This is a genomic window from Sphingomonas crusticola, assembly GCF_003391115.1.
Taxonomy (GTDB): Bacteria; Pseudomonadota; Alphaproteobacteria; order Sphingomonadales; family Sphingomonadaceae; genus Sphingomonas_I; species Sphingomonas_I crusticola.
Genome location: NZ_QTJP01000001.1, coordinates 3,048,235 through 3,070,530 on the forward strand (window position 1 = coordinate 3,048,235; position 22,296 = coordinate 3,070,530).

The window sequence follows — 22,296 nt, forward strand, 5'->3', positions numbered from 1 at the left end:
TTCGATCACGCCGTCCAGTGAATGTCGATCGGCTGCTCGGCCTCGGCCAGGACCTGACCGATCGGCACCTTGGAACCGGCGCCATCCTCGATCGCCTGTTCGACGATCGCACGCTTGGCGTCGCCGGTCAGGCACAGCATCAGCGCCTTGGCCGAAAGGATCGCGGCGCGGGTCAGCGTGACGCGCGCAACCGGCGCCTCGGGCGGCAGCGGATCGGGCATCACGCCGATCGCGCGGCGCGTCTTGGGCGCGGTCAGTGCCGCCTCCAGATCCGGTCCGGGGAAGATTGAGGCAGTATGGCCGTCGTCGCCGACGCCCAGCACTACCAGGTCCGGCGGCCAGTGCAGGTCCTGCAGCCGCGCATCAGCGGCATTGCCCGCACCCTTATAATCGGGATTGTCGGCACCAAGCGGCATCACCCGCCCGCCCTTGGGCAGGAAGATCTTGGCGAGCATGGCAACGTTGGAGAGCGGACTGTCCATCGCGACCAGCCGGTCGTCGACCGGGAAGATCGTCACCCGCTTCCAGTCGAGCTTCATCTGTGCCAGCTTCTCATAGGCCTTCACCGGCGTCTTGCCGCCGGAAAGGCCGATCACGGCGCCGTTGCGCGCATCCAGCGCGCTTTCGATGATGAAGCCGATGTCGCCCGCGACTGCCTCGGCAAACGCCTCGGCGTCGTCATGCTCCCACCATTCCGCTTCGATCATGCCTTATACTCACTCATGCCAGGTTACTCCGTCGCGTTCGGTCAGGGCGATGGCGGCCGCAGGGCCCCATGTGCCGGCCGGATATTGTTTGGGCGTCATCCCATTTTCGGCCCAGCCGGCGCGGATCGCGTCGATCCACTCCCACTGCGCCTCGACCTCGTCGCGTCGCACGAACAAGGTCGGATCGCCCTCGATCAGGTCGAGCAGCAGCCGCTCATAGGCGATGCGCCGCCGCACGTCGGCAAAAGCATTGGCCATGCGGATGTCGAGCGGCACCTCGCGCAGGCGGATGCCATCGCGGTCGAGCCCGGGCTGCTTGGCCATGATCGTGAAGCTGATATTCTCTTCCGGCTGGATCGAGATCAGCAAACGGTTGGGCTGCAGCGCCGCCCCGCGCCCGGCAAACATCGAATGCGGCACCGGACGGAACTGGATCACGATCTCCGACGTGCGCCGCGGTAGCCGTTTGCCGGTGCGCAGGTAGAAGGGCACGCCCTGCCAGCGCCAATTATCGACATGCGCCTTGAGCGCGACGAACGTCTCGGTATCGGAAGCCTTTTCCAGTTCGGCGGCATAGGCCGGCACCGGCTGACCCGCGACCGCGCCCGCGGCATATTGGCCGATCACGCTTTCCTTGGGATCGAGCTTGCGCAGCGAGCGCAGCACCTTGACCTTCTCGTCGCGCACCGCGGTCGCGGTGAATTGCGCCGGCGCTTCCATCGCGACCAGCGCGAGCAGCTGGAGCATATGGTTCTGCACCATGTCGCGCAGACTGCCCATGCCGTCGAAATAGGAGGTGCGCCCTTCCAATCCGACGGTCTCGCCGACGGTGATCTGGACATGCTCGATCGCGCTCGCATTCCACAGCGGCTCGAACAGGATGTTGCCGAAGCGCAGCGCCAGCAAATTCTGGACCGTCTCCTTGCCGAGATAATGGTCGATGCGGAACGTACGCGCTTCGGGGAAGACGCGTGCGACCGCGTCGTTAATCTCGCGCGACGAGGCGAGATCATGACCGAGCGGCTTTTCGAGCGCGAGGCGCGTCTGCTCGCCTGCCAGGCCGGCCGCTTCAAGCCCGGCAATGGTCGATTCGAACAGGGATGGCGCAGTCGACAGGAAGATGGCGAGCCCGGCATCGGCGCGTGAACCGACCGCTTTGCCCAAGGCCGCCAGCGTCTCCGGCCGCGAGGCGTCCGCCGCGACATAATGTACGCGGGCGAGGAAGCGATCGAGCACTTCTTGCGAGAGGTTGCGGTCCTTCAGGATCGGCTCAAGCGCCGTGGCGGCCGTCTCGCGAAAGGCGGCATCGTCCATGTCGCTGCGTGCCGTGCCGTAGATCTTCAGGTCAGGCGGCAGCAGCCCGTCCGCATCGAGCCCGAACAGGGACGGCAGCAACATGCGCCGCGACAGGTCGCCGGTGGCGCCGAATAGGAGCAGGGTCTGGGCGGGTGCCGCCATTCACTTATTTCCTTGCCGCATACAGCGCGTCGAGCGTGCTCGGCGCCTTGGGATCGATCTTTTCCAGGTGCGGATAGCGCAGCCCGCCGCTCCACGCGATGCTGACCGTGCGGAAATAACTGCCCTGCTGCACGAGCAGATTGATCGGCTTGCTGCCGGTCGCATCCTTGATCGCCTGCTTCAGATCGTCGTCGGAATAAGCGGTGCCCTCGACCGCCAGGATCTTCGTACCGATCGTGATGCCTGCGTTGAAAGCGGGGCTATCCCAGTTGACCCGGCTGACCGAACCGTCGCGGCCGACCGTCACCCCGATCGAGTAGGTGAAGTCGCTTGCCTTGCGGGATTTCTCGCGCGATTTCCACCACGAGCCCGGCTTGTCGGTATAGACAAGTTTGTAGCCGCCGCGGGTGATGCCGCCCAGCGGCGCCTCGGGCGCGACCGCATCGACCCGCTGATGCAGAAAGCTGGCCCAATCATAGGGCTCGACCTTGTTCAGCGCTGCGACGACATCATCGAACGTGTAGGTCAGCTCGCCCCAATCGCGATCGCGCATGCCGTAGAAAGCACGCGCGAAATCGTCGAGCGAGCGCTTGCCCTTCGAACGTTCCCGAATGATGCTGTCAGCCTCGACCCAGATGAGCTGGCCTTCCGAATAATAATCCTCCGACCGCTGCCAGTTCGGCCAAGGGGCCGGGGCGCGGCGGGCGATGATCGGATCCTCGGTGGTGTCGACGAGCGGACGCCATTGCTTGCCGGCCTGGGTCGCATAGGTGGCCGCGACGCTGGCGAGTGCGTCGAGCGCCTCTTCCTTCGAGACGATGCCGGCACGGGCATCGAGCACATTGCCCCAGAATTGGGTCTGACCTTCGTAAACCCACAACAGGCTGCCGCCCATCGGCTGGCGATAATCGGGGGTCCACAGATCGGCCGGGCGGCGGAACTTGCCATCCCAGCTGTGCGTGAATTCGTGCGCCACCACATTATGCCCGGCCGCGCTATTGTCCCAGTCGGTGAAGAAGCTGGTGGGCGATCCGATCTCGGTCGAACGATGATGCTCGAGCCCCTGGCCGCCGAGCGTATCCGACAGCGTCACCAGGAAGTCGTAATGATTATAATGCTGGGCGCCGAACAGCTTCGTTGCCTGATCGACCATCGTCCTGAATTTGGCGAGATGCTCCGGCTTGGCGGCGAGATGATCGGGCCGATCGGCAATGATGTTCATCGTCACATCGCGCGATAAGGGCTCGATGCGCGCGAAGCGGCCGGCAATCGTCGGCGAGTCCACCAGCGTGTCGAATGCGACCGTCTCATACTGGATCCGGCCCCCCTGCGCGGTCGCAGTGCCGGATGGACGCAGCGCTGTGGCCGACGTCCAGCCCGCGGGATAGGTCGCGCTCGGCGTGACCATGATCTGGCGAACATAATAGCCTGCCGGATAAAGTGCGGTCGCGATCCATTCCAGATTGAGCATCACCGGCGTCATCACGGTGCGCCCCTGATTGGCGGCGGTCGGCGACAGATATTGAAAATTGGCTTCGATCGTGTCGACGCCGGCAGGCACGTCGAGATGGAAAGCGAACACGTCGATCGGATCGCGCGTCCATGGGATGGTCTTGCCGCCGCCGGTGAAGACGATGCCGGCGAGCTTGTTGATCTGCCCGGCCGGGGAGTGCGTGCCCGGCAGCCACTTCGGGTAAAGCAGGACGAGGTGACCCGGCTTCACCGGGATCACTTCTTTCACGCGAAAAATTCCGTGCGGGATGTCGGTCGCATCCACATCCAGCGTGATCGTGCCCGGATAACGGACGTCCTGCGGCGGTGGGATCGTGTCGGTCAGCGGTGCCGCCTGCGGCATGCTGGTGCCGGTCGGCGCTTCGACAGTCTGAGCGAGGGCCGGGACGGTGGTGAGGGCGAGGGCGGAGGCTGCCACGCGCAGCAGCGAGCGGGGAGAGATCATGCGGCGGCTGTTGCGCGGCCAGGCCGCTCCTGTCCAGCCTAGTTTTTTGAGGGCTAGCCGCCGCCCAGAACGTTGATAGTGAAGGCGATGATGCCGAGATTGAACACGAACGCGGCCAGGCAATGGAACATGACGACGCGACGAATGCGCCCGCTATTGATGTCGACGTCGGAAACCTGAAAGGTCATGCTCAGGCAGGTCGAAAAATAGAGGAAGTCCCAATAATCGGGCTCCTTCGTATCGGGAAATGTCACCCCGCCCGCGTCCTTACCCTTCGCCTCGCCATAAAACATGTGGGCATAATGGAGGGCATAGATCAGGCTGCTGAACAGCCAGGACAAGGCCAACGTGCCGACGATCAGCACGACTTCCAACGGCTTGGGCTTGCTTTCCTGGGTCAGCACCGCCGTCACCGATGCCAGCACCACCAGCGATACGATCCCGGTAATGACGAGCAGTCCCGCGCGATTGGCGTCATTGTCTTTCGCCGAACGGCGCATGCCATCCGCCTCGTCGTTGAAGATCGAGGTTATCAGCAGGAAGAAGATCAACGCGGCGGCATCGAACGCCGCCATGGCGCCCGGCGCCCAGCCCAGCGTCGAGACCCCGATCGGCGTGCCGATCACGATCACGGCCAGGAATATAAGAAAACGTGGAGGGGCAATCCGGTTGCCGAGTCTCCAGCCCTGTGCCGCCATGGAAGTCCCCCCTGTCACGACCGGCTTACCTGTCCGGAGGGGCGTAGGGAAGGCTTCAGACCTTGGCCTGCTTGCCCGCTTCGATAGCTTCCAGAATGATTTTCCTGGCCTCCTCGGCGTCGCCCCAATTGCCGATCCGCACCCACTTCTCCGCCTCAAGGTCCTTATAGTGGGTGAAGAAATGCTCGATCTGCGCGAGCACGATCGAGGGCAGATCGTGCCGTTCGCCGACATCGGTATAATAAGGGAAGGTCGTGTCGACCGGCACGCAGACCAGCTTTTCGTCGCCGCCGGCCTCATCTTCCAGCTTCAGCACCGCGATCGGTCGAGCACGCACGACGCAACCGGGGATGAAGGGTGAGCGCGCGATGACAAGTGCATCGAGCGGATCGCCATCGGGCGACAGGGTGTGCGGCACGAAGCCGTAATTCGCCGGATAGCGCATCGGCGTGTGCAGGATGCGGTCGACGAACAGCGCGCCTGATGCCTTGTCGAATTCATATTTCACCGGCTCGCCGCCCACCGGCACCTCGATGATGACGTTGATTTCGTTGGGCGGATCCTTGCCCACAGGGATCAGTTCGATGTTCATAGGGCGCGGCCGATAAGGCGGCGGGCGCCGTTGTGCAACCGGATTGCTGCAGATGCGAAAGATCAGATCGGCATATCGCCGAGGTCGGCCACGCGGTTGCGCTCCTCCGGCGGTATCAGGGCCTCCAGCACGCGCCAGAAGCCGGTCACCGAATCCTGCCCTGCCTGGGCATAAGCCGCTGAAAGTCTGCCGCGCATGGCCTCGAACAACTCCTGCTCCAGCTTCGCACCAGCCGGTGTGAGCCGCAGCAGTCGCTGGCGCCGATCCTCGCGGCCGGTACGGGTCTCCACCATCCCCCGCTCGGTCAGCTCCCCCAGCACCCGGCCTAGCGACTGCTTGGTGATGGCAAGCGTCTTGAGGAGCGCGGAGATAGTGAGGTCGGGCTGGCGCGCTATGAAGTAGAGCGCCCGATGGTGGGCGCGGCCCATGCCTTGCTTGAGCAGGCATTGATCGGTTTGACGATAAAGATGCCCATAGCCAAAGAACAGGAGCTCGGCGCCACGCCGAATTTCGGTTTCACGCAAGAACAGCGGCGAAGCGGACGGGACAGCCATATTGACCTAATGTGGCACGCACCCTAGGCCGGCGCAAGCCGCAGAGAACAGAGATTTAAGGGTTAAGAGACGATCATGACGGGTGATTCGAGCCTGACCTTCGCGGTCGAGACGAGCGCAGCGCCGATGCCGGCGAGCGAACGCTCCGCCTTGCTCGAAAATCCCGGTTTTGGCCGGATCTTCACCGACCATATGGTTACTATCCGCTACAAGGAAGGGCAGGGCTGGCACGATGCGCGGGTTCATTCGCGCCGCCCGCTCGAAATGGATCCGGCTTGCGCCGTGCTGCATTACGCTCAAGAGATTTTCGAGGGCCTCAAGGCCTATCGTACCCAGGACGGCGGCGCGTCGCTGTTCCGCGCCGATGCCAATGCGCGCCGGTTTCGAGCGTCGGCCGAGCGGCTGGCGATGGCGCCACTGCCGGAAGAGCTGTTCGTTGAATCCTGCCGGCAGCTGGTCAAGGCAGACCGCGACTGGATCCCGGGCGGGGAGGGGGCTGCGCTCTACCTACGCCCGTTCATGATCGCGAGCAGTGTGTTCCTCGGCGTCAAGCCGGCCGACGAATATCTTTACATGGTGATCGCATCGTCCGTCGGCGCCTACTTCAAGGGTGGCGCCCCCTCGGTGACCCTGTGGGTGTCGGAACATTATAACCGGGCCGGCCCCGGCGGTACCGGTGCCGCCAAATGCGGCGGCAATTATGCCGCGAGCCTGCTGCCGCAGAAGGAGGCAATCGCCGAAGGCTGCGACCAGGTCATTTTCCTCGACACGATCGAGCAGAAATGGATCGAGGAACTGGGCGGCATGAACGTCTTCTTCGTGATGGATGACGGATCGATGATCACGCCACCGCTCGGGGGAACGATCCTGCCTGGCATCACCCGCGACAGCCTGCTGACGCTCGCCGCGGATCGCGGTCTGACCGTGCGCGAGGAACGTTATTCCATCGACCAGTGGCAGGCCGATGCCAAGAGCGGCAGGCTGCGCGAGACATTCGCCTGCGGCACCGCTGCGGTACTAACGCCGATCGGCCGGGTGCGCGGCCGCGACGGGCTCGATTTCACGATCGGCAATGGCGGCCCCGGCATGCAGACCGAACAGTTGCGCGCGGCCCTGGTCGATATCCAGCGTGGCTTGGCGCCCGATCCGCACAACTGGGTCGAGCGCATCTTCTAAGCCTTCCCATGCGTCGCGCGCTGGCTATAAGCGCGCGGCTGTTGGGGCGTCGCCAAGTGGTAAGGCAGCGGCTTTTGGTGCCGCCATTCGCAGGTTCGAATCCTGCCGCCCCAGCCAACATGCTCGCCAGGGACGGCTCTTGGAGCGCGTCTAGGGCAGGGTGCGGCCAAGCCATTGCGGGACGATCTCGTCCGCACCGCGCCGTCGCCGCATGGCGCTGCGTTTGAGATGCCGGCGAACTACGGGGTTGCCTTCGCCAAATCGACGGGGAAGGCGAGTGGTGACGATCGCCGCGAACGACGCCCTAGGATCGATAAATAATTCCGCTAAGCTCTTGAAGCGGCGCGAAATGATGCCATCTCTTTTTCATCTTCAACAACGGAAAGGAGGTGGTCGAATGTCTCATTGTCTTACGCCGACCGCGGCGCAGTTTGCAGGCATTGCCTCCATTGCGGGGGTTCGCCTCGTCTAACATCGACGCCGTTTTCGGCTGACAATGTGAAGGGCCGTTCCGCGAGGGGCGGCCCTTCGTTTTCGTGCTCATGGCCCCGGCCCCATATGGGAAGGTGCGGTGCGTTCGGTTATCCCGTGGTCGAGCCAGGGACGCACCCGCTCCGGATCAAGCCTCATGCGGGCAAATTCACCAAGGAAGGCCGAACGCGATTTTTACTGACCTGTTCAAGGCGCCATACGGGCATCCTCGAGATAGGCTTCCAGCTCGTCACAGCCGCCGATCCGCTTTCCGGCGATGAAGATTTGCGGCGTGGTTTCAACCTGGTGCTCCGCCTCGAAAGCATCGACCTCGTCGCGCGTCCGCAGGATGCGGTCATCCACCGCCAGTCCATGCTGTTCCAGCAGCGCCTTGGCGCGCACCCCGAACGGGCAGGTATGCTCCGGCAATATCATGCGATACAGAATTGCCTCATCTGCCATGATCGCCTCCTCATCTGATACCTGTCGGAGCTAGAGCGCGGCCGCTCCTGCGAGGTTCCGCGCTTTCGATCCGAAATAACGCACTGCCCTGGGCGGCTGACTGCAATTTTTCAATCAAATGAACGGGCTGCAGCCTCACTCGTTATCCCGACCTATTTCAGGAGGTTATGATGGTGGATGACGGTGAAAACGGCGTGTCGCGGCGTGCGGTCGTTGGCGGCGGAGCGGCAGGCCTGGCAGCAGCGGCTGCGCCCGCCATCGCTGCCGCCGGGAAGGGGCCAGGTGCAGGACCGGGGCTGGTAGATCCCACGACCAAATTCCCCAAACCGCCATTTCAGCGTCAATCACAGCCATGGCCGGGGCTGGCCAGCGCGATGAACCCCCGTCCCGATCACGGCGAAACCAGTTATAAGGGTTCGGGCCGTCTCGCCGGACGCAAGGCGCTGATCACCGGCGGCGACAGCGGCATGGGCCGCGCCGCCGCGATCGCTTATGCGCGGGAGGGCGCCGATGTAGCGATCAGCTATTATCCCAGCGAGGAGCCCGATGCACGCGAGGTCGTGGACCTGATCCGGAAGGCCGGTCGCAAGGCGGTCGCGCTCCCGGGCGATCTGCGCGAGGAATCCTATTGCCGCAAGTTGGTCGACGATGCGGTGGCGGCGATGGGCGGGGTCGACATCCTGGTCATGAATGCCGCCCGTCAGCAGACCAAGGCTTCTATTCTCGACATCACGACCGAGGAATTCGACGCGACGATGAAGACCAACATCTACGCGCCGTTCTGGATCATCAAGGCGGCACTGCCGCACCTGCCGGCCGGCTCGGCAATCATCGGCACGACGTCGGAACAGGCTTATGATCCGAGCCCCGACCTCTATGATTATGCACAGACCAAGGCTGCGACGATGAATTATGTGAAGTCGTTGGCCAAGCAGCTGGCCGAGCGCGGCATCCGGGTAAATGGCGTCGCGCCCGGCCCGATCTGGACGCCGCTCCAGGTCAGCGGCGGCGCGACGATGGAGAAGCTGGAGCAATTCGGCGGCGATACGCCGCTCAAGCGCCCCGGCCAGCCGGTTGAACTTGCCGGCATCTATGTTCGCCTCGCCGAAAGCGACGGCAGCTACACAACCGGCAATGTTTATGGCGCCGGGGGCGGCAAGGGGCAGCCGTAAGGCGCGATTAACTCGACGCATCGCCGCTGCCGAGCCGAAATTCGCTATTTGGCTCGGCAGCGCCTATCTAAGGGTATCGCCACCACCGGCCAGCGAGCGCGGTGGCGACCGAGAGCCGTCATGCTCCCGCTTGCGAGGAGCATATCGATGAGCTGCAGCCAGGCGGATACCATTATGCCGGAGCGTGACCACGCCTCCGTTCCGTTGCCTGCGTCCGCGCATACGCCCTCCAGTGCGATTTTCGAAGGGTAAGCTAGCCATGGCGCTGCACCAGATTTCAAGGAGAACAAACGTGTCGCGAGTTGCCGTCAAACCCTATTTGATCACGAAAAATCCAGAGGGGGCGATTTCGATCGCGGTCCGCACGACCCGCCTCAATTCGCAGGGTTATCCCTTGGTCTCTTCGGAGACGCTGGAGCAGAGCTTCCGGACCGCAACGCTGGCACGCAGCTTCCTGCGCGAAACCTATGGTGCCGAGCCGGGCGACATCGCCATCAAGTAGCGCCGCGCCGCTTCGCCTCAGGCTGCGAAGACGTCCTTCGGGATATGCGTAATGCGGCAGGCGAGGTCCGCCTCGCCCGATGCCACGATATAATGGTCGCCGCCGTCGGCGATCCCGGTCGTGAACACGACGTCGCGTACGTACATGAGATCTTCGATCGGCCGGGTCAGTTCCGGACTGGCTTCCAATAGCGGCTGGTGCTGGGTTGCGATCGTCTTGGTCGGATCGTCCTTGTCGAGGATCGACCAATAGGTACGATAGATGCCGACGATCTCCTTGGGCTCGACCCCATGCCACAGCGTCAGCCAGCCACGGTCGGTGAGGATCGGCGGTGTGCCGCCGCCCATGCGTGCGGTCGCCACCGTCGCCGAATGGGGGCGGATACCGGGGTTGCGATGCGGCTTCCAATGATGCGCATCGGGCGACGTCGCGAGGTTGATCGAAGGACCTGCGCGCCATTCGCTGCCGGGAGGATAGGCAAAATAGAGGTCACCGAGCGGCCGCGTCTGTGCCCAATATTGCCCGTCGATCAGCCCTTCGAAGATCAGCATGTCCTTGTTCTGGTGATCCAGCACGACATCCTCGAACGTCCAGTCGAGGCCGTTGTCCGAGCTGTACAATGTGGTCGAATGGCGTTCCGGGCTGACCGAACAGGTCGTCATCAGCCACCTGTCGCCCACCTTGCTGATCCGGGCATCCTCCAGCCCGTACATCTGAAAGCTGCCCTGGGGTGCGATCACCTTGTCGTAGTGATGCGCGACCACCTCGAGTCCGTCGGGCGTCAGCTCGACCGGCAGCAGCCAGGCAAGCGAGGTCAGCGCCATGACCTTCCATCCGCCGCCGGCGATCGTGAACTTGCGCGGATCGGCCGTATTGGCGAGCTCGAGCGGCCAGGCGTCGAGCACATAGCGCCCCTCGTCCCAGCGGATGGCGTGGACCTTGCCATCCGCGACCGGCTTGCGCAGCGCTTCGGCGACGCGCACCATCATCAGCAGATTGCCGTTGGGCAATCGCGTCAGCGCCGGATTGAACGCGCCGAGCACGTAGGTCTCGACGCCGAGCTGACCGGCTAGCGGCGAGCGCGACAGGTCGATATCGCCCGGGACCAGGACGAGCTTGTCTACCGGGAAGTTCATTCCTGGGGCTGCACGCGCGGCGCGATGGTGAGTTGTTGAACGACCGCGCGCCGTGGCTGTGTCAGCACGTAATGCACACCGACGGCGATATCCTCGGCGCGGAGCATCTCGTCCTTGTTGATCATCTCGCGCTGTTTTTCAGGCGGGATATCGGGCGACTGCATGTCCGATCCGGTCTTGCCGGGCTCGACATTGCTGACGCGTATCCCCTTGGGGCCAAGCTCCTTGCGCAGCGCCTCGGAGAAGCCCTGAATGCCGTATTTGATGCCTGCGTAGATGGTCGATTGCGGGCCAAGCACATGCGCGCTCATCGAACCGATGAAGACGATATCGCCCTCCTCGCGGAGCAGCTCGGCTGCCGCATGCGCGCTCAACAGGTAGGCGGTGAAATCGGTGGCAATGGCATAGCGCAAATCCTGCTCGCTCGTATCGCTCAGGCCCTCGGCCGCGAAGGCGGCGTTGATAATTGCTATGTCCAGGCCGCCTAAATAGGCGCGGCCGGCGTCGAAGAAGCGCTTCACATTGTCTGGATCGCCCAGATCGATGGCGATACCGTCGCCCTTGCCGACCTCGTTGATCCGCTGCAACGCGTCCTCGAGATGCTGGGGCGTTCGGCCGCAGATGAAGACATCGACGCCGTAGCTTGCAAGCAATACCGCGATCGCGCGGCCGATGCCGGTGGTTCCGCCGGTGATGACCGCCTTTTTTCCGTCAAGTGGCGGCTGTCGGGTATGGGCGTCAGCGTCGGCGGTCACATCTATCTCCTTGCTCCTGCCCGGAAAGCATCGGTGGCGACGAAGTTCCTCGCCGATCCACGATCGGGCAAACCCAACCTGCTTTGGTGCGGCGGGCGCGGGAAACTGTTCAGTGGATAGGACGTTTCGCTGCCGACTCGACAGCAAGGAGAAAGCATGACCGCGCCGCATCCGACCTTCCATCGTAATGCCATTCCTGGCGCCAGCCCTTACGTGCTCGCCCTGCGTGAGGAATTGCGTCGAAACCGCATGCGGACGATCGGCCGGTTCGAAATTGCGGGGCGGACTGTCACCGTAGCACTCGGGCACGATTCCTTGTGGGCGATTTCCCGTCGCGACGAGGCCCGGCTGGCGATCCGTGCCGCCTTCGCGCCGGGGGGCTTCAAGGCGCGCCGGCTGCGTGCGCGCAAGGGCGAGGCACTGCGGATCGGGCTAACCAGCGCGATGGGCGATCATGTCGTGACGTTCAGGACCGCTACCGATGAGCTGCCGGTGCTGCGGGTCACGGCGCAGCTCACCCCGGCTGAAGATATGCTGGTGCCCTATTTGCCGCGCGATCTCTATCCACTCGGTGGGGACGACGATCCGCTGACGGCGCAAGGCAATGTCGAAGCGGCGCAGCGCGGGCTGAACAGCGGCCTTCTTTATTGCCGTTTCGACGGCGGCACGCCCGGCAGCTTGCTCTACATCCAGAATCTGACGGCGATGAACCCCTATTACAACGCTACCGAGACCCGCCCCGATGGCGCGGTCGGAGGCGAGTGGCCTGAGCTTGGCTACCTCCCGCCGACGCCGCCGCAAAGCGGCACGCCCCCGGTCAATCCGCTGCCCAAGGGGGAAATGGTGACCTTGTCCGACGCGTTGCTCGTATTCCACGAGGACGCCCCGCTCAACGAGGCGCATTCGGCACGGCTGTTCCTGCAGATGCTGGGCAGCGCCTACCCGTTGCTCGACAAGCCGGATCGCCAGTTCCACGATTGGCCGGATCGCGCGCGCCGCACGTTACGCGATCTCGAAGAAGCGCCGGAGGCGACGATCCGCCATTACGGCCATGTCTATGCCCATCCTTATACCGCGTCGGAATATCCGGATGCGATGGTGCAGGTGACCCTGCTCAGCTCGATCCACGATTTCGGCAAATGGCTGGGTAAGCCGCTGCCGATGGAAAAGACTTTGGCGGCGGGGCTCGAGAAGTTTTTCGATCCCAAGCTCCGCACGCTGCGGCGTTATCTGCCCAATGTCGGCGACGACAAGGATGCTGATGCGGTCGACAGCTGGTATCTTTACCATCCGCTGCTGGGCCTCGGCCGGATGGCGCTCGACGGCGACAAACAGGCGCGACGCCTGTTCGAGGATTCGCTCGATTACGCCATCAAGGCGGCGCACCATTTCAGATATAAGTGGCCGATCCAGTATAAGGTGACCGACTTCTCGGTCATCACCGAGGCCCGTGACGATACCGGTCTGGGCCAGACCGACGTCGGCGGCATCTACGCCTACGTCATGCTGACCGCCTATGAGCTGACATCCGACCCGCTCTATCTGACCGAAGCTCGCACGGCGATCGACGCGGCCCGCGGTATGCGCTTCGAGCTCAACTACCAGGCCAATCTCACCGCGTGGGGTGCCGCCGCGTGCATGCGGCTGTGGCGCATCACGAACCAGGAGCGGCACCTGCACCAAAGCTATGTCTACCTGGCGAGCTTTTTTCACAATGCCGCGATTTGGGAATCGCAGATCGGTCAGGCGCGTCACTATCCCAATTTCCTGGGCGTGACCGCACTGCATGACGCACCTTACATGGCACTGTACGAATGTTTCGACAGCTTCGCGGCGATGGAACGCTATCTCAAGGATGGAGGCCCCGATCTGGACGCGTCCGCGCGTCTCATGGTCAGCGAATATTGCCGGTTCGCGCTGGACCGGGCGTGGTTCTATTATCCCGACGCGCTGCCCGCGGACTTGCTGTGCAAGAAGCCGCGCAACGGTCACATCGACCGAAAACTCTCATTCCCGCTCGAGGATTTGTATGTCGGCGGCGACATAGCCGGCCAGGTCGGGCAGGAGATTTATGGCGCGGGCGCAGCTTTCATTTTTGCCAGCCGCGCCTTCCACCATATCGAAGGCGCGCCGTTTGACCTGTTCTGCGACCGATCCCTGCTGGCCAGCGACCGCACCAGCCAGACGTCCCTCGCCTTCCAGCTCGACGGCCCTCCATCGAGCACGGCGAATCTCAGTCTCATCCGCAACGGCCGGGCGCCATTGCCGCGCGTCGACGTTTCGTCGGAGCCAGGTGGCCAGGCAAAGGGCAAACGGCATGGCAAGGATCGGATCGACTATATCGTCCCAGCCAACGCGCGCGTCCGCCTGCATTGGTGACGGGTGCGAAAGCCGCGTTCGCGCGTTCTGGGCCGGTGACTGACAAGATCCAACAGCTCCGCGTGCGGATGGAAGAGGCGGCGGCCGCGCTCGATTTCGAAGAGGCTCGGCGCTTGCGCGACCAGCTCAGCATCGCTCGGGGGGGCGGCGCGGGCGACGATGCCGAAGCAGATGTCTCGGGCCTGACGCGTCAGCAACCGGGCCGGATGGGCCTCGGCACGAGCCAACAGCGCATGACCCCGCCGCCCGGCTGGCGGCCGCCGGCCAAGCCGGATCCGATGACGCGCGGACGGGGTAAGCGCCGTTCTTAACGAGCTTGCACATCGGCAGGTTTGCGGCTTGGTGCGCGCGATGCGCCCTGTTGTCCCCGCTTTGATGCTCGCTGCCTGATGGCCGAGGAACCGCTCGACTGCCTGATCGTGGGCGCCGGCCCCGCCGGCTTGACCGCGGCCATCTATCTGGCCCGTTTTCATCTCGACATCCGCGTCGTCGATGCCGGCAACAGTCGCGCGGGGCTGATCCCCAAGACGCGCAACCATGCCGGCTTTCCGGAAGGCATCAGCGGGCCGAACCTGCTCCGCCGCATGAATCAGCAGGCGCGTATCTATGGCGCGCGGATCGAGGAGGGCGAAGTTACGGCCATCGCTCGTGACGACGACCTCTTCCACATCTCCACTTCCGATGGGGAAGTGGTGGCACGATCAATCCTGCTGGCGACGGGCGTGGTGAATATCCGTCCGGAAATGCGGGCGGAAGTGCATGATCAGGCACTGGCCCGCGGACTGATCCGCTATTGCCCGATCTGCGACGCTTATGAGGTCACCGACTTGCCTGTCGGCGTCATCGGCAGCGGCGAACATGGCGTGCGCGAAGCGATTTTCCTGCGCGGCTATACGGCGGACCTTGCGTTGATCGCACCGGCGGGCCCGCATGAGCTGGACGACGCACAGCGCGCTTTGCTGGAGCAGGCGGGTATCGCCGCGATCGACGGGCCGGCGCATAATTTTCAGCTGGCGGCCGATCATATCCAGGTGGACACCGCCGCGGGGACCCGCAGCTTCGCCAGCATCTATCCCGCGCTGGGCTCCGTTATCCGCTCCGAACTTGCCCGGTCGCTCGGGGCGGAAGCGTCGGACGAGGGATGCCTGGTGGTAGACGACCACCAACGTACCAGCATCGCCGGCCTCTATGCTGCGGGAGACGTGGTAAAAGGGCTGGACCAGATCAGCCATGCCATGGGCGAGGGCGGCGTCGCCGCGACGACGATCCGCAATGATCTCGCGCGGCGCCATCCGTTCATGCGCTAATCTAGATTAGTAAAACAATATATTACTAAATGATCGTGCAATCTTATTGTGCATTGCAGCATAACGCTTACGTTAAGCAGGTTGATCGCACCTGTTTGCAGCGATCGGGAGTGTAAGCGTGAGAAAATTGTCCGATACGTTGACGCGGTTGGCCGCCTTGGCGGAGGCCCGCAAGGGGATCGCCGACGCGGCGTCAGGCGGTCTGCTGGCTGATCTGCAGGATTTCGGTACCAATCCCGGCGCGCTCGGCGCCAAGGTCTATGTTCCTGAGGATCTGCCTGCCGGCGCGCCGCTGGTCGTCGTCCTGCACGGCTGCACGCAGAACGCCGCGGGCTATGACGCCGGCTCGGGCTGGTCGCATCTCGCCGAACAGGATGGGTTCGCATTGCTGTTCCCGGAGCAGCGCCGCGCCAACAATCCCAATCTCTGCTTCAACTGGTTCACGCCCAGCGACTGCCGCCGCGACGAGGGCGAGGCGCTCTCGATCCGGCAGATGGTCGCGAACATGGTGGACACATATGGCCTCGACCCCCGCCGTATCTACATCACCGGTCTTTCTGCCGGCGGTGCGATGGCATCGGTGATGCTTGCTACTTACCCGGAGGTGTTCGCAGGCGGCGCCATCATCGGCGGGCTCCCTTACGGCAGCGCCACCAATATGCCGCAGGCGTTCGATCGCATGCGTGGTCATGGCGGGCCGAACGAAGCCCAATTGAGCGCGCTGGTGAGCGCTGCGTCCGACCATGCCGGCCCGTGGCCGACCATATCGGTCTGGCACGGCAGCGGTGATGCGACCGTAGACCCGGTCAACGCGGCGGCAATCGTCGGCCAGTGGCGCACGCTTCACGGCGTGACGGCAGCGCCGAACCGCGAGGAAATCGTCGATGGATATCCGCGGCGCGTATGGACCGACGCCGCCGGACGCGATGTGATCGAGGAATATAGCATCACCGGCATGGGTCACGGCACGCCGCTGGCGACGCAGGGCGAGGACGGCTTCGGCAAGGCGGGTGCCTATATGCTGGAAGCACATATCTCATCTACCCGCCACATCGCCCGTTTCTGGGGGCTGGAGAAGGCGGCCGCCAAGCCCGCCCGCCGCGCCATCCCGCGCCAGGCAGTTGCCGTCCGCGCTCAGGCTGAAGCTCCTGCCCGGCAAAGCACGACCCCGCGTCTTCGGCGGATACCGAGCCGTCCTGCCGCCGCCGCGCCCAAGCCAAGCCAGGCTTCTGGAGTCGGCAAGGTCATCGAGGATGCGCTGCGGGCCGCCGGGCTGATGCGGTGACGACACCAGCACCGACGCTTGGGGAGACACGGCGTGGTTGAGGCTGCCCCGCCGCAGGTCAACATCAACAAGGCCAGCCAGGATGAGCTGGACGGGGTCGAGGGATTGGCGGGCCACGGCTTCGAGATCGTCCGCTATCGTGAGGAGCGGGGCGGTTTCACTGCGCTGCGCCAACTCGATGAGGTGCCCGGCCTGTCGGGAAAGGTTGACGACAGCACGCGCGAGCGGCTCTCATTATGAAGCGCTGAGGCTCGACCGGGGCAATTACCCCAGCGGAAAGCTTAGCTCAAAGCGCGCGCCCGTTTCGCTGTCGGCCAACCTTATCGAAGCCCCGCTGGCATCGAGCAGCGACCGCGCGATCGCCAGCCCAAGCCCAGTCCCCCCGTCGGCACGGCGGGTGGTAAAGAAGGGTTCGAACAGGCGCTCGCGGTCGGCCGGTGCGACGCCCGGACCATCGTCGGTGAGCGTCAGGCCGATATGGTCCCGCTTCGCGGCGACATGAATCCAGCAGTACCGGGCGCCGGCTTGCCGGCTGTTTTCGATGAGGCCGCCGACGACCGCTTCAATCGTTGCCGCAGGCACGGCAACCGGAGGCGGTACGGCCGGCCCGCAGACGAAGATCGTGAAGTCTGGGCGGGAATAGGCATCGGTCAACCGCCGCAGCAGGATCGGAAGCTCGCTGACCTCGCCGTTTGCCTCCGTCATATCGGCCCGCGCCAGTTCCAGCAGGCGCGTCACCAGCGATGAAAGCCGCTCCGCATCGACCGCCGCGTTGGCGAGGAAGCGCCGCCGCTCCTCTTCCGACATGGTCGCATGATGGTCCTGCAGCAGTTCGACCGCGCCCCGGATGCCGGCCAGCGGCGTCTTGAACTCATGGCTCACCGCATGGGCGAAATCGCGCAGATAGCGCGATCGCCGCTCAATCGCCGCGGCCATGGCGGCGAAATCGGCATAGAGCGCCTGGATCTCGATCGCGGCGGTATTGGGTATCTTGGGCGGCGCTACCACCACGCCGCGCGCGACATCCCGCGTGACGGCACCCAATTGCGCGATCGGCCGGACGATGCCGCGCGACAGCAGCCCACTCAGCACCACGATGATCAGCAGGATGAAGGCAAAGCCGAATGCGATCTTCCCGGCGTCCTCGTACAGGCCCATGTACAAGGCGGGCGGCGACCGCGACAGCAGCAGCACGCCGACCGTCCGGCCATTGACGGTGATCGGCCGCGCATGATGGAGCCGCAGATCGGCCGACCGGCTGAGCCACGCGATGGGCAGGGAGCGGTGACGGGCATCGTTGCGGCGGAGCATTGTTGACGCCTTGCCATCCAGCGCCGCCGCCACTTCGGGTAGATCGGCATAGCTCATTCCCGCCAGTCTGCCCGTCACCGCCCGCCCCGACCGGTCGAGCAACAGGATCGATGCGAGCGTGGTGGCGGCGGTTTGGGCCAGCACGGGCTTCATCCGTATCGCCGCCGCGCGCGCCTGACTGTCGATCGTCCCCGGCACGAGGCGGGGTGGCGGTCGCTCGGCCAGGATCGGAGATAGGCGCAGATCGATTTTCGGCGTCTCGGGCCGGTAATAATCGTCGGCACGGGTTTCGGGCGGAGCGACGAAGCCCGGCCATCCTGCCGCCGCCGCGGCGGCCAGCGCCGCACTCTCCGCGATCAGCTCGCTTTCGGTCTGGCGTACCAGCACATTCTCATAGACGCGCAGGAACAGCGCGCCGAAGCCGGGCAGGGCCGCAACCAGGATCAGCGTGCTGAGCAGGATGGTCCGCAGGCCGAGCCGGGGCCAGTGACGCTTGGCGAGTGCCTTCGCGCGCCCGATCATGCGCCCGCGCACGGACCGATGCGATAACCGACGCCCGCGCGGGTTTCGATGATGTCGCCGGCACCTGCCTTGGCGAATTTCGCGCGCAGATTGCGGACGTGGCTGTCGATCGTGCGGTCGGTCACCGCGAAACCGGGCCCGTGCAGCCGGTCGATGATCGCATCTCGGCTGAAGATTTTGGACGGCATCGCCGCGAGCGTTCGCAAGATGCCGAATTCGGTGACGGTAAGCGGCACCTCGTCCCCGTCCCAAGTGGCGCGCCACCCTTCGAGATCGAGCATAAGCCGGCCATGGTGCAAATTGCCCGTCACCGATTGTGCCGCCGGTGGATGGGCGGAGACGCGGCGGAGGATCGCCATCACCCGTGCCACCACTTCGCGCGGCGAAAAGGGTTTGGTGACATAATCGTCGGCACCGAGCTCGATGCCGAGCACGCGATCAAGCTCGTCGTCGCGCGACGAAAGGAACAGGATCGGCAAGTCCCCATCCGCGCGCAGGCGGCGGCAGACCTCGATCCCGTCCATGCGTGGCATGTTGATATCCAATATGATCAGGTCCGGTGCATGCGCCGCGGCCGCCGCAAGCGCGGCCTCGCCATCTTCCGCCTCGATCGCGTCGAGCCCCGCCTTGGTGAGGGCGAAGACGATCAACTGGCGAATGTGCGGATCGTCGTCGGCAACCAGGATCGTTCGGGGCATGGGGCACTGGATCATCGCGCAGGGGTCGCGGTCAAGGGCAGGGCGGGAGCGGGCTTCTTCACCAGCGCACCGCAGAAGTCGCGTTCGCCCGGAGCGGGAAGCCGAGCTGGCGTCGAAAAGTCCAGCAGCCGTTGGACGCGGTGCAGCCGCATGGCGCCGTGCGGCGTCCATGTCCGCCAATCGCTTTGCCGCTTGGCCAGATCGTTGAACCGCTTTTCCCGCAGATAATCGAGCTGGTCACGTAGTTCGGCCGGGACCGGGCGTTGCGCCATTTCAATGATCGGCAGCAGGGCGGCATCGCCCAGGCTGGAGAGATAGCACAGGTCCAGCGATTGTCCGGTCCCGCCTGCCTCGCGCGCATGCCGCACGTTCCACGTCGCGGCGGTCGCGCCCAGGTCGATGAAGCAGCAGGGCAGCAAGACGATGGACGCGGCCAGCGCATTGGCGTTGATCAGCCAGCGCGCGCTCCGTCCGCTCAGCATCCGCCAGAGGATCAGGATCAGGCCGACCGCCACCAACGCCATCCACGCTAGCGCGGCAATGCGCCAGGCCGTCAGCATATAAGATTCGATATATTCGATCGTCCGCAGCACGCTGGACGCCACCAGGAAAATATTCTGCGCCACCCATAAGGCCACCAGCCACCGCGCCGGCTTATTGTCCGCGCTGGCGGTCCCCGGCCGCAGCATCGTCAGTACCAGAAAGCCGGCCAGCAGCGCGGTGAAGATCAACGGATAGGCGCCGCGATGGACATAGTCTGGCATGGTGGTGCCGGCCGGCAGTGCCGCGCCGCTCCACAGAAAGGCGATGTCCAGCCCATTCTGCAACGCGAACAGGGCGTTGAACAGCACCAGGGCGATCAGCACCGAAGGGAGGGACGACCCCGGCAGTTGCAGGCCCGGTTCGGGGAGTCGGCGAGCCAATCGTGTCGCGAGCGCGCGTGGCCGCATTGCCGGCCAGACGCAAAGTGTGGCGATGGTCCACGCCCAGATCTGATCGATCGACGGCAGCCTTATCCTGCTGAGCAGGTCCGCGATCAGCGGGTTGGCATTGGCGAACAAGGCGATGAAGATTGCGGTTCCGACAAGCGGCATCGCCAGCAGCGCCGCAACCGAGCGCATCGTCAGCCTGCGCTCGCGCGGGCGGCGGTAGAAAAGGCGATGGAGGTCGGCCAACGGCGCGACCAGCCCGCTTCCAGCGTGCAACAGCAGGCGCGCGGCCCAGCGCCAGGCGTCGTCGAAACCGGCGGTGCGCGGGAGCAGCGCCGCGACCGACAAGGCGCACCAGAACATCGCCCAAGCGAGCACGCCTGGATCGTAGGTCAGCGACAAGATGAACAGCAGGGCAGCGCCGAGCGCGACGAAGGCTGCCTGCTGTCGCCGTACCGCCGGCCGCACGGCGATCAGCCCGATCAGCCATGCCAGCGCGAACACGCCCATGCCGACGCCATCGACGATATCGGGGAACAGCCGGTCGAACAGCGCGACCAGCAGGATCGTGACGCCGAATTTGCGGACAAAGCTGTAACGCCCGCCTGGTGAATGCATCGATCGATCCTCGCCTTGGGAGGACCGTATCTCTAACGTCGCGCTTGCGGGCGCTTGTCGCGCCTTCGTCTTGATCGCGTGCTGTTTCCGTGCAGATCGGGTGCAGGGCGGGTCAGGCGATTACGCCCCGGCGTAGCTCTCTACGAATTGCTGATGCTGCGGCAATCTGGTCAGCTCGGCGGCAATTCCGCTTTTGAGGTCGGTCAGCGCCTGCTTGAGCTTTGCCGGCTCCATCATCTGAGCGATATGATGATAGGCGCGCGGCTCGATCCCCTGGCCCATCATCACCATGATCCAGCTATCGATGCGGAACATCTCGTCGGCCCCTTGATAAGCCGCGGCATTGTCGCGGAACAGGGCGATGCGCTCGGCCAGGCTGTCGGGGATCGCCATGTCGCGGCAACGGCGCCAGAACGGGCTGTCATCACGCTCGGTCAGTTTATAGTGGAGGATGATGAAGTCGCGGATATGCTCCGCCTCCTTGCGCGACTGGGCGTTGAAGCGCTCCACCGCGGACTCGGTGACGCCGCTGAACGGGAAAGACTGGATAAGGCGCGTCACCGCAATCTTGATGAGGTGGATGCTGGTCGATTCCAGCGGTTCGATGAAGCCGCTCGACAAGCCCATCGCGATTACATTCTTGTTCCATGCCTGTTTGCGCGCGCCCGCCTTGAAGCGCAGCAGGCGCGGCTCGAACAGCGCCTCGCCCTCGCTGTCGGCGAGCAGCTTTGCGCTCGCCTCGTCGTCCGACATATAATCGGAACAATAGACCAGGCCGTTGCCGACGCGGTGCTGCAGCGGGATCTGCCAGCGCCAGCCTGCCTCATGCGCGATCGCGCGCGTGTAGGGCCGTGCCGGGCCGGTGGACGTCGTCTGCACCACGGCGGCGGCATTGGTCGAAAGCCATTCGCTCCAATCGTCGAAGCCGGTCTTGAGCGTCTGCTCGATCAGCAATGCCCGGAAACCGGTGCAATCGATGAACAGGTCTCCTTCGATCCGATCCCCGCTTTGCAGTACCAGCGCGGTAACGAAGCCTGTCTCAGGATCCTGCTCGACCTGTTCGATCTTGCCTTCGATCCGCTTGACGCCGGCCGGCTCGGCCAGGCCGCGCAGGAATTTCGCATAAGCCGTCGCGTCGAGATGATAGGCATAACCGATCGCGGCCTGGTCGGATGTCGCGAACTTGCCCGCCATCGCCGCCTGCTGCTCCAGGCTGTAATCGCCATAGTCGCCGCCAAAGCCCTGGCGCTTGGCCTCCAGCCAGAAATGCTGGAAATCCGCCATCCACACCGATTTGCCGACCGAGCCAAAGGCGTGGAAATATTTGTCGCCGATCCGATTCCAGTTCTCGAATTCGATGCCGAGCTTGAAGGTGGAGGTTGTCGCGCGGACGAACGCCTGTTCGTAAATGCCGAGGAAGCCGTGGAAGGCGCGCGTCGTCGGAATGGTGGATTCGCCCACGCCGACCGTGCCGATCTCGTCCGATTCCACCAGCGTGACGTCGATCAGCGGCCCGAGCTGCTTGATCAGCGCCGCCGCGGCGATCCAGCCGGCGGTGCCGCCGCCGGCAATCACCACGCGCTTTACCATCTGCGCTGCCATCGCCT

General features: G+C 64.3%; 21 protein-coding genes and 1 tRNA gene. 9 read left to right on the top strand and 13 right to left on the bottom strand.

The features are described 5' to 3' along the window. Positions 1-5: 5 nt before the first annotated feature. The 6 genes from pgl to DX905_RS14440 all read right to left on the bottom strand — a co-directional run bounded on the left by pgl (position 6) and on the right by DX905_RS14440 (position 5,966). Positions 6-707 carry a 6-phosphogluconolactonase gene (gene pgl / locus DX905_RS14415; RefSeq protein WP_116091962.1) on the bottom strand — a complete coding sequence of 234 codons (702 nt, stop codon included), beginning with the start codon at positions 705-707 and terminating at the stop codon, positions 6-8. Between the two features lie 9 nt (positions 708-716). Continuing rightward, entirely contained in the window at positions 717-2,165 is a 1,449-nt protein-coding gene (zwf, locus tag DX905_RS14420; RefSeq protein ID WP_116091963.1) for a glucose-6-phosphate dehydrogenase, read from the bottom strand. 4 nt (positions 2,166-2,169) lie between these two features. Further along, positions 2,170-4,122, bottom strand: a complete 1,953-nt coding sequence (locus tag DX905_RS14425; RefSeq protein ID WP_116091964.1) for a M61 family metallopeptidase — start codon at positions 4,120-4,122, stop codon at positions 2,170-2,172. A gap of 53 nt (positions 4,123-4,175) precedes the next feature. Beyond that, positions 4,176-4,820, bottom strand: coding sequence for a DUF1345 domain-containing protein (locus tag DX905_RS14430; protein WP_116091965.1), 645 nt, complete (start codon positions 4,818-4,820; stop codon positions 4,176-4,178). A gap of 55 nt (positions 4,821-4,875) precedes the next feature. Then, the gene (ppa, locus tag DX905_RS14435) at positions 4,876-5,412 is read right to left on the bottom strand and encodes an inorganic diphosphatase (protein WP_116091966.1); all 537 of its coding nucleotides are present in this window, start codon (positions 5,410-5,412) and stop codon (positions 4,876-4,878) included. A 62-nt stretch (positions 5,413-5,474) separates the two neighbouring features. Further along, on the bottom strand, positions 5,475-5,966 hold the full coding sequence (locus tag DX905_RS14440) for a MarR family winged helix-turn-helix transcriptional regulator (RefSeq protein WP_116091967.1): 492 nt from the start codon (positions 5,964-5,966) through the stop codon (positions 5,475-5,477). Between the two features lie 75 nt (positions 5,967-6,041). Between DX905_RS14440 and DX905_RS14445 the strand changes: the two genes are divergently transcribed. Beyond that, positions 6,042-7,142 (top strand): branched-chain amino acid aminotransferase, encoded by a 1,101-nt coding sequence (locus DX905_RS14445; RefSeq protein ID WP_116091968.1) that lies wholly within the window; start codon positions 6,042-6,044, stop codon positions 7,140-7,142. Positions 7,143-7,184: 42 nt separating this feature from the next. Then, a tRNA-Gln gene (locus tag DX905_RS14450) sits at positions 7,185-7,259 on the top strand. 561 nt (positions 7,260-7,820) lie between these two features. Here DX905_RS14450 and DX905_RS14455 read toward each other — a convergent pair. Continuing rightward, the gene (locus DX905_RS14455; RefSeq protein ID WP_240320870.1) at positions 7,821-8,075 is read right to left on the bottom strand and encodes a glutaredoxin; all 255 of its coding nucleotides are present in this window, start codon (positions 8,073-8,075) and stop codon (positions 7,821-7,823) included. Between the two features lie 170 nt (positions 8,076-8,245). On the opposite strand from DX905_RS14455, the gene DX905_RS14460 reads away from it, so the two are divergent. Together DX905_RS14460 and DX905_RS14465 are read left to right on the top strand one after the other, a co-directional pair. Continuing rightward, positions 8,246-9,247: an SDR family oxidoreductase gene (locus tag DX905_RS14460; RefSeq protein WP_116092586.1), complete on the top strand. Its 1,002-nt coding sequence runs from the start codon at positions 8,246-8,248 to the stop codon at positions 9,245-9,247. Positions 9,248-9,539: 292 nt separating this feature from the next. Then, positions 9,540-9,749 (top strand): hypothetical protein, encoded by a 210-nt coding sequence (locus DX905_RS14465; protein WP_116091969.1) that lies wholly within the window; start codon positions 9,540-9,542, stop codon positions 9,747-9,749. 17 nt (positions 9,750-9,766) lie between these two features. Here the strand turns inward: DX905_RS14465 and DX905_RS14470 are convergent, their stop codons facing one another. After that, positions 9,767-10,885, bottom strand: a complete 1,119-nt coding sequence (locus DX905_RS14470) for a glycoside hydrolase family 130 protein (RefSeq protein ID WP_116091970.1) — start codon at positions 10,883-10,885, stop codon at positions 9,767-9,769. Next, entirely contained in the window at positions 10,882-11,640 is a 759-nt protein-coding gene (locus tag DX905_RS14475; RefSeq protein ID WP_116091971.1) for an SDR family oxidoreductase, read from the bottom strand. The genes DX905_RS14470 and DX905_RS14475 overlap by 4 nt, the downstream gene beginning before the upstream one ends. 156 nt (positions 11,641-11,796) lie before the next feature. Here DX905_RS14475 and DX905_RS14480 point away from each other — a divergent pair, with 156 nt between their 5' ends. The 5 genes from DX905_RS14480 to DX905_RS14500 all read left to right on the top strand — a co-directional run bounded on the left by DX905_RS14480 (position 11,797) and on the right by DX905_RS14500 (position 16,851). Next, positions 11,797-14,019, top strand: a complete 2,223-nt coding sequence (locus tag DX905_RS14480) for a hypothetical protein (RefSeq protein WP_116091972.1) — start codon at positions 11,797-11,799, stop codon at positions 14,017-14,019. Between the two features lie 35 nt (positions 14,020-14,054). Further along, a complete protein-coding gene (locus tag DX905_RS14485) occupies positions 14,055-14,330 on the top strand; it encodes a UvrB/UvrC motif-containing protein (RefSeq protein ID WP_116092587.1) in 276 nt (91 codons plus the stop codon). A gap of 78 nt (positions 14,331-14,408) precedes the next feature. Continuing rightward, positions 14,409-15,326, top strand: a complete 918-nt coding sequence (locus DX905_RS14490) for an NAD(P)/FAD-dependent oxidoreductase (RefSeq protein ID WP_116091973.1) — start codon at positions 14,409-14,411, stop codon at positions 15,324-15,326. A 118-nt stretch (positions 15,327-15,444) separates the two neighbouring features. Further along, entirely contained in the window at positions 15,445-16,611 is a 1,167-nt protein-coding gene (locus DX905_RS14495) for an extracellular catalytic domain type 1 short-chain-length polyhydroxyalkanoate depolymerase (RefSeq protein WP_116091974.1), read from the top strand. 33 nt (positions 16,612-16,644) lie between these two features. Beyond that, positions 16,645-16,851, top strand: coding sequence for a ComEA family DNA-binding protein (locus DX905_RS14500; RefSeq protein WP_116091975.1), 207 nt, complete (start codon positions 16,645-16,647; stop codon positions 16,849-16,851). Positions 16,852-16,875: 24 nt separating this feature from the next. On the opposite strand, the gene DX905_RS14505 is transcribed toward DX905_RS14500, so the two are convergent. From DX905_RS14505 to DX905_RS14520, 4 genes are all read right to left on the bottom strand, one after another. After that, positions 16,876-18,444 carry a sensor histidine kinase gene (locus tag DX905_RS14505; protein WP_116092588.1) on the bottom strand — a complete coding sequence of 523 codons (1,569 nt, stop codon included), beginning with the start codon at positions 18,442-18,444 and terminating at the stop codon, positions 16,876-16,878. Beyond that, positions 18,441-19,142, bottom strand: a complete 702-nt coding sequence (locus DX905_RS14510; RefSeq protein ID WP_162875658.1) for a response regulator transcription factor — start codon at positions 19,140-19,142, stop codon at positions 18,441-18,443. Before DX905_RS14510 ends, DX905_RS14505 begins: the two co-directional genes overlap by 4 nt. An 11-nt stretch (positions 19,143-19,153) precedes the next feature. Beyond that, positions 19,154-20,689, bottom strand: a complete 1,536-nt coding sequence (locus DX905_RS14515; protein ID WP_116091977.1) for a DUF4153 domain-containing protein — start codon at positions 20,687-20,689, stop codon at positions 19,154-19,156. Positions 20,690-20,809: 120 nt separating this feature from the next. After that, a complete protein-coding gene (locus DX905_RS14520) occupies positions 20,810-22,291 on the bottom strand; it encodes a tryptophan halogenase family protein (RefSeq protein ID WP_116092589.1) in 1,482 nt (493 codons plus the stop codon). Positions 22,292-22,296 lie beyond the last annotated feature (5 nt).

What these genes read in the sequence shown, in the direction of transcription:
- DX905_RS14445 (WP_116091968.1), top strand. Translation starts at nt 6,042, where the DNA reads ATGACGGGTGATTCGAGCCTGACCTTCGCGGTCGAGACGAGCGCAGCG.
- DX905_RS14430 (WP_116091965.1), bottom strand. Translation starts at nt 4,820, where the DNA reads ATGGCGGCACAGGGCTGGAGACTCGGCAACCGGATTGCCCCTCCACGT.
- DX905_RS14515 (WP_116091977.1), bottom strand. Translation starts at nt 20,689, where the DNA reads ATGCATTCACCAGGCGGGCGTTACAGCTTTGTCCGCAAATTCGGCGTC.
- DX905_RS14470 (WP_116091970.1), bottom strand. Translation starts at nt 10,885, where the DNA reads ATGAACTTCCCGGTAGACAAGCTCGTCCTGGTCCCGGGCGATATCGAC.
- pgl (WP_116091962.1), bottom strand. Translation starts at nt 707, where the DNA reads ATGATCGAAGCGGAATGGTGGGAGCATGACGACGCCGAGGCGTTTGCC.
- DX905_RS14510 (WP_162875658.1), bottom strand. Translation starts at nt 19,142, where the DNA reads ATGCCCCGAACGATCCTGGTTGCCGACGACGATCCGCACATTCGCCAG.
- DX905_RS14455 (WP_240320870.1), bottom strand. Translation starts at nt 8,075, where the DNA reads ATGGCAGATGAGGCAATTCTGTATCGCATGATATTGCCGGAGCATACC.
- DX905_RS14520 (WP_116092589.1), bottom strand. Translation starts at nt 22,291, where the DNA reads ATGGCAGCGCAGATGGTAAAGCGCGTGGTGATTGCCGGCGGCGGCACC.
- DX905_RS14440 (WP_116091967.1), bottom strand. Translation starts at nt 5,966, where the DNA reads ATGGCTGTCCCGTCCGCTTCGCCGCTGTTCTTGCGTGAAACCGAAATT.
- DX905_RS14425 (WP_116091964.1), bottom strand. Translation starts at nt 4,122, where the DNA reads ATGATCTCTCCCCGCTCGCTGCTGCGCGTGGCAGCCTCCGCCCTCGCC.
- DX905_RS14505 (WP_116092588.1), bottom strand. Translation starts at nt 18,444, where the DNA reads ATGATCGGGCGCGCGAAGGCACTCGCCAAGCGTCACTGGCCCCGGCTC.
- zwf (WP_116091963.1), bottom strand. Translation starts at nt 2,165, where the DNA reads ATGGCGGCACCCGCCCAGACCCTGCTCCTATTCGGCGCCACCGGCGAC.
- DX905_RS14480 (WP_116091972.1), top strand. Translation starts at nt 11,797, where the DNA reads ATGACCGCGCCGCATCCGACCTTCCATCGTAATGCCATTCCTGGCGCC.
- ppa (WP_116091966.1), bottom strand. Translation starts at nt 5,412, where the DNA reads ATGAACATCGAACTGATCCCTGTGGGCAAGGATCCGCCCAACGAAATC.
- DX905_RS14490 (WP_116091973.1), top strand. Translation starts at nt 14,409, where the DNA reads ATGGCCGAGGAACCGCTCGACTGCCTGATCGTGGGCGCCGGCCCCGCC.
- DX905_RS14460 (WP_116092586.1), top strand. Translation starts at nt 8,246, where the DNA reads ATGGTGGATGACGGTGAAAACGGCGTGTCGCGGCGTGCGGTCGTTGGC.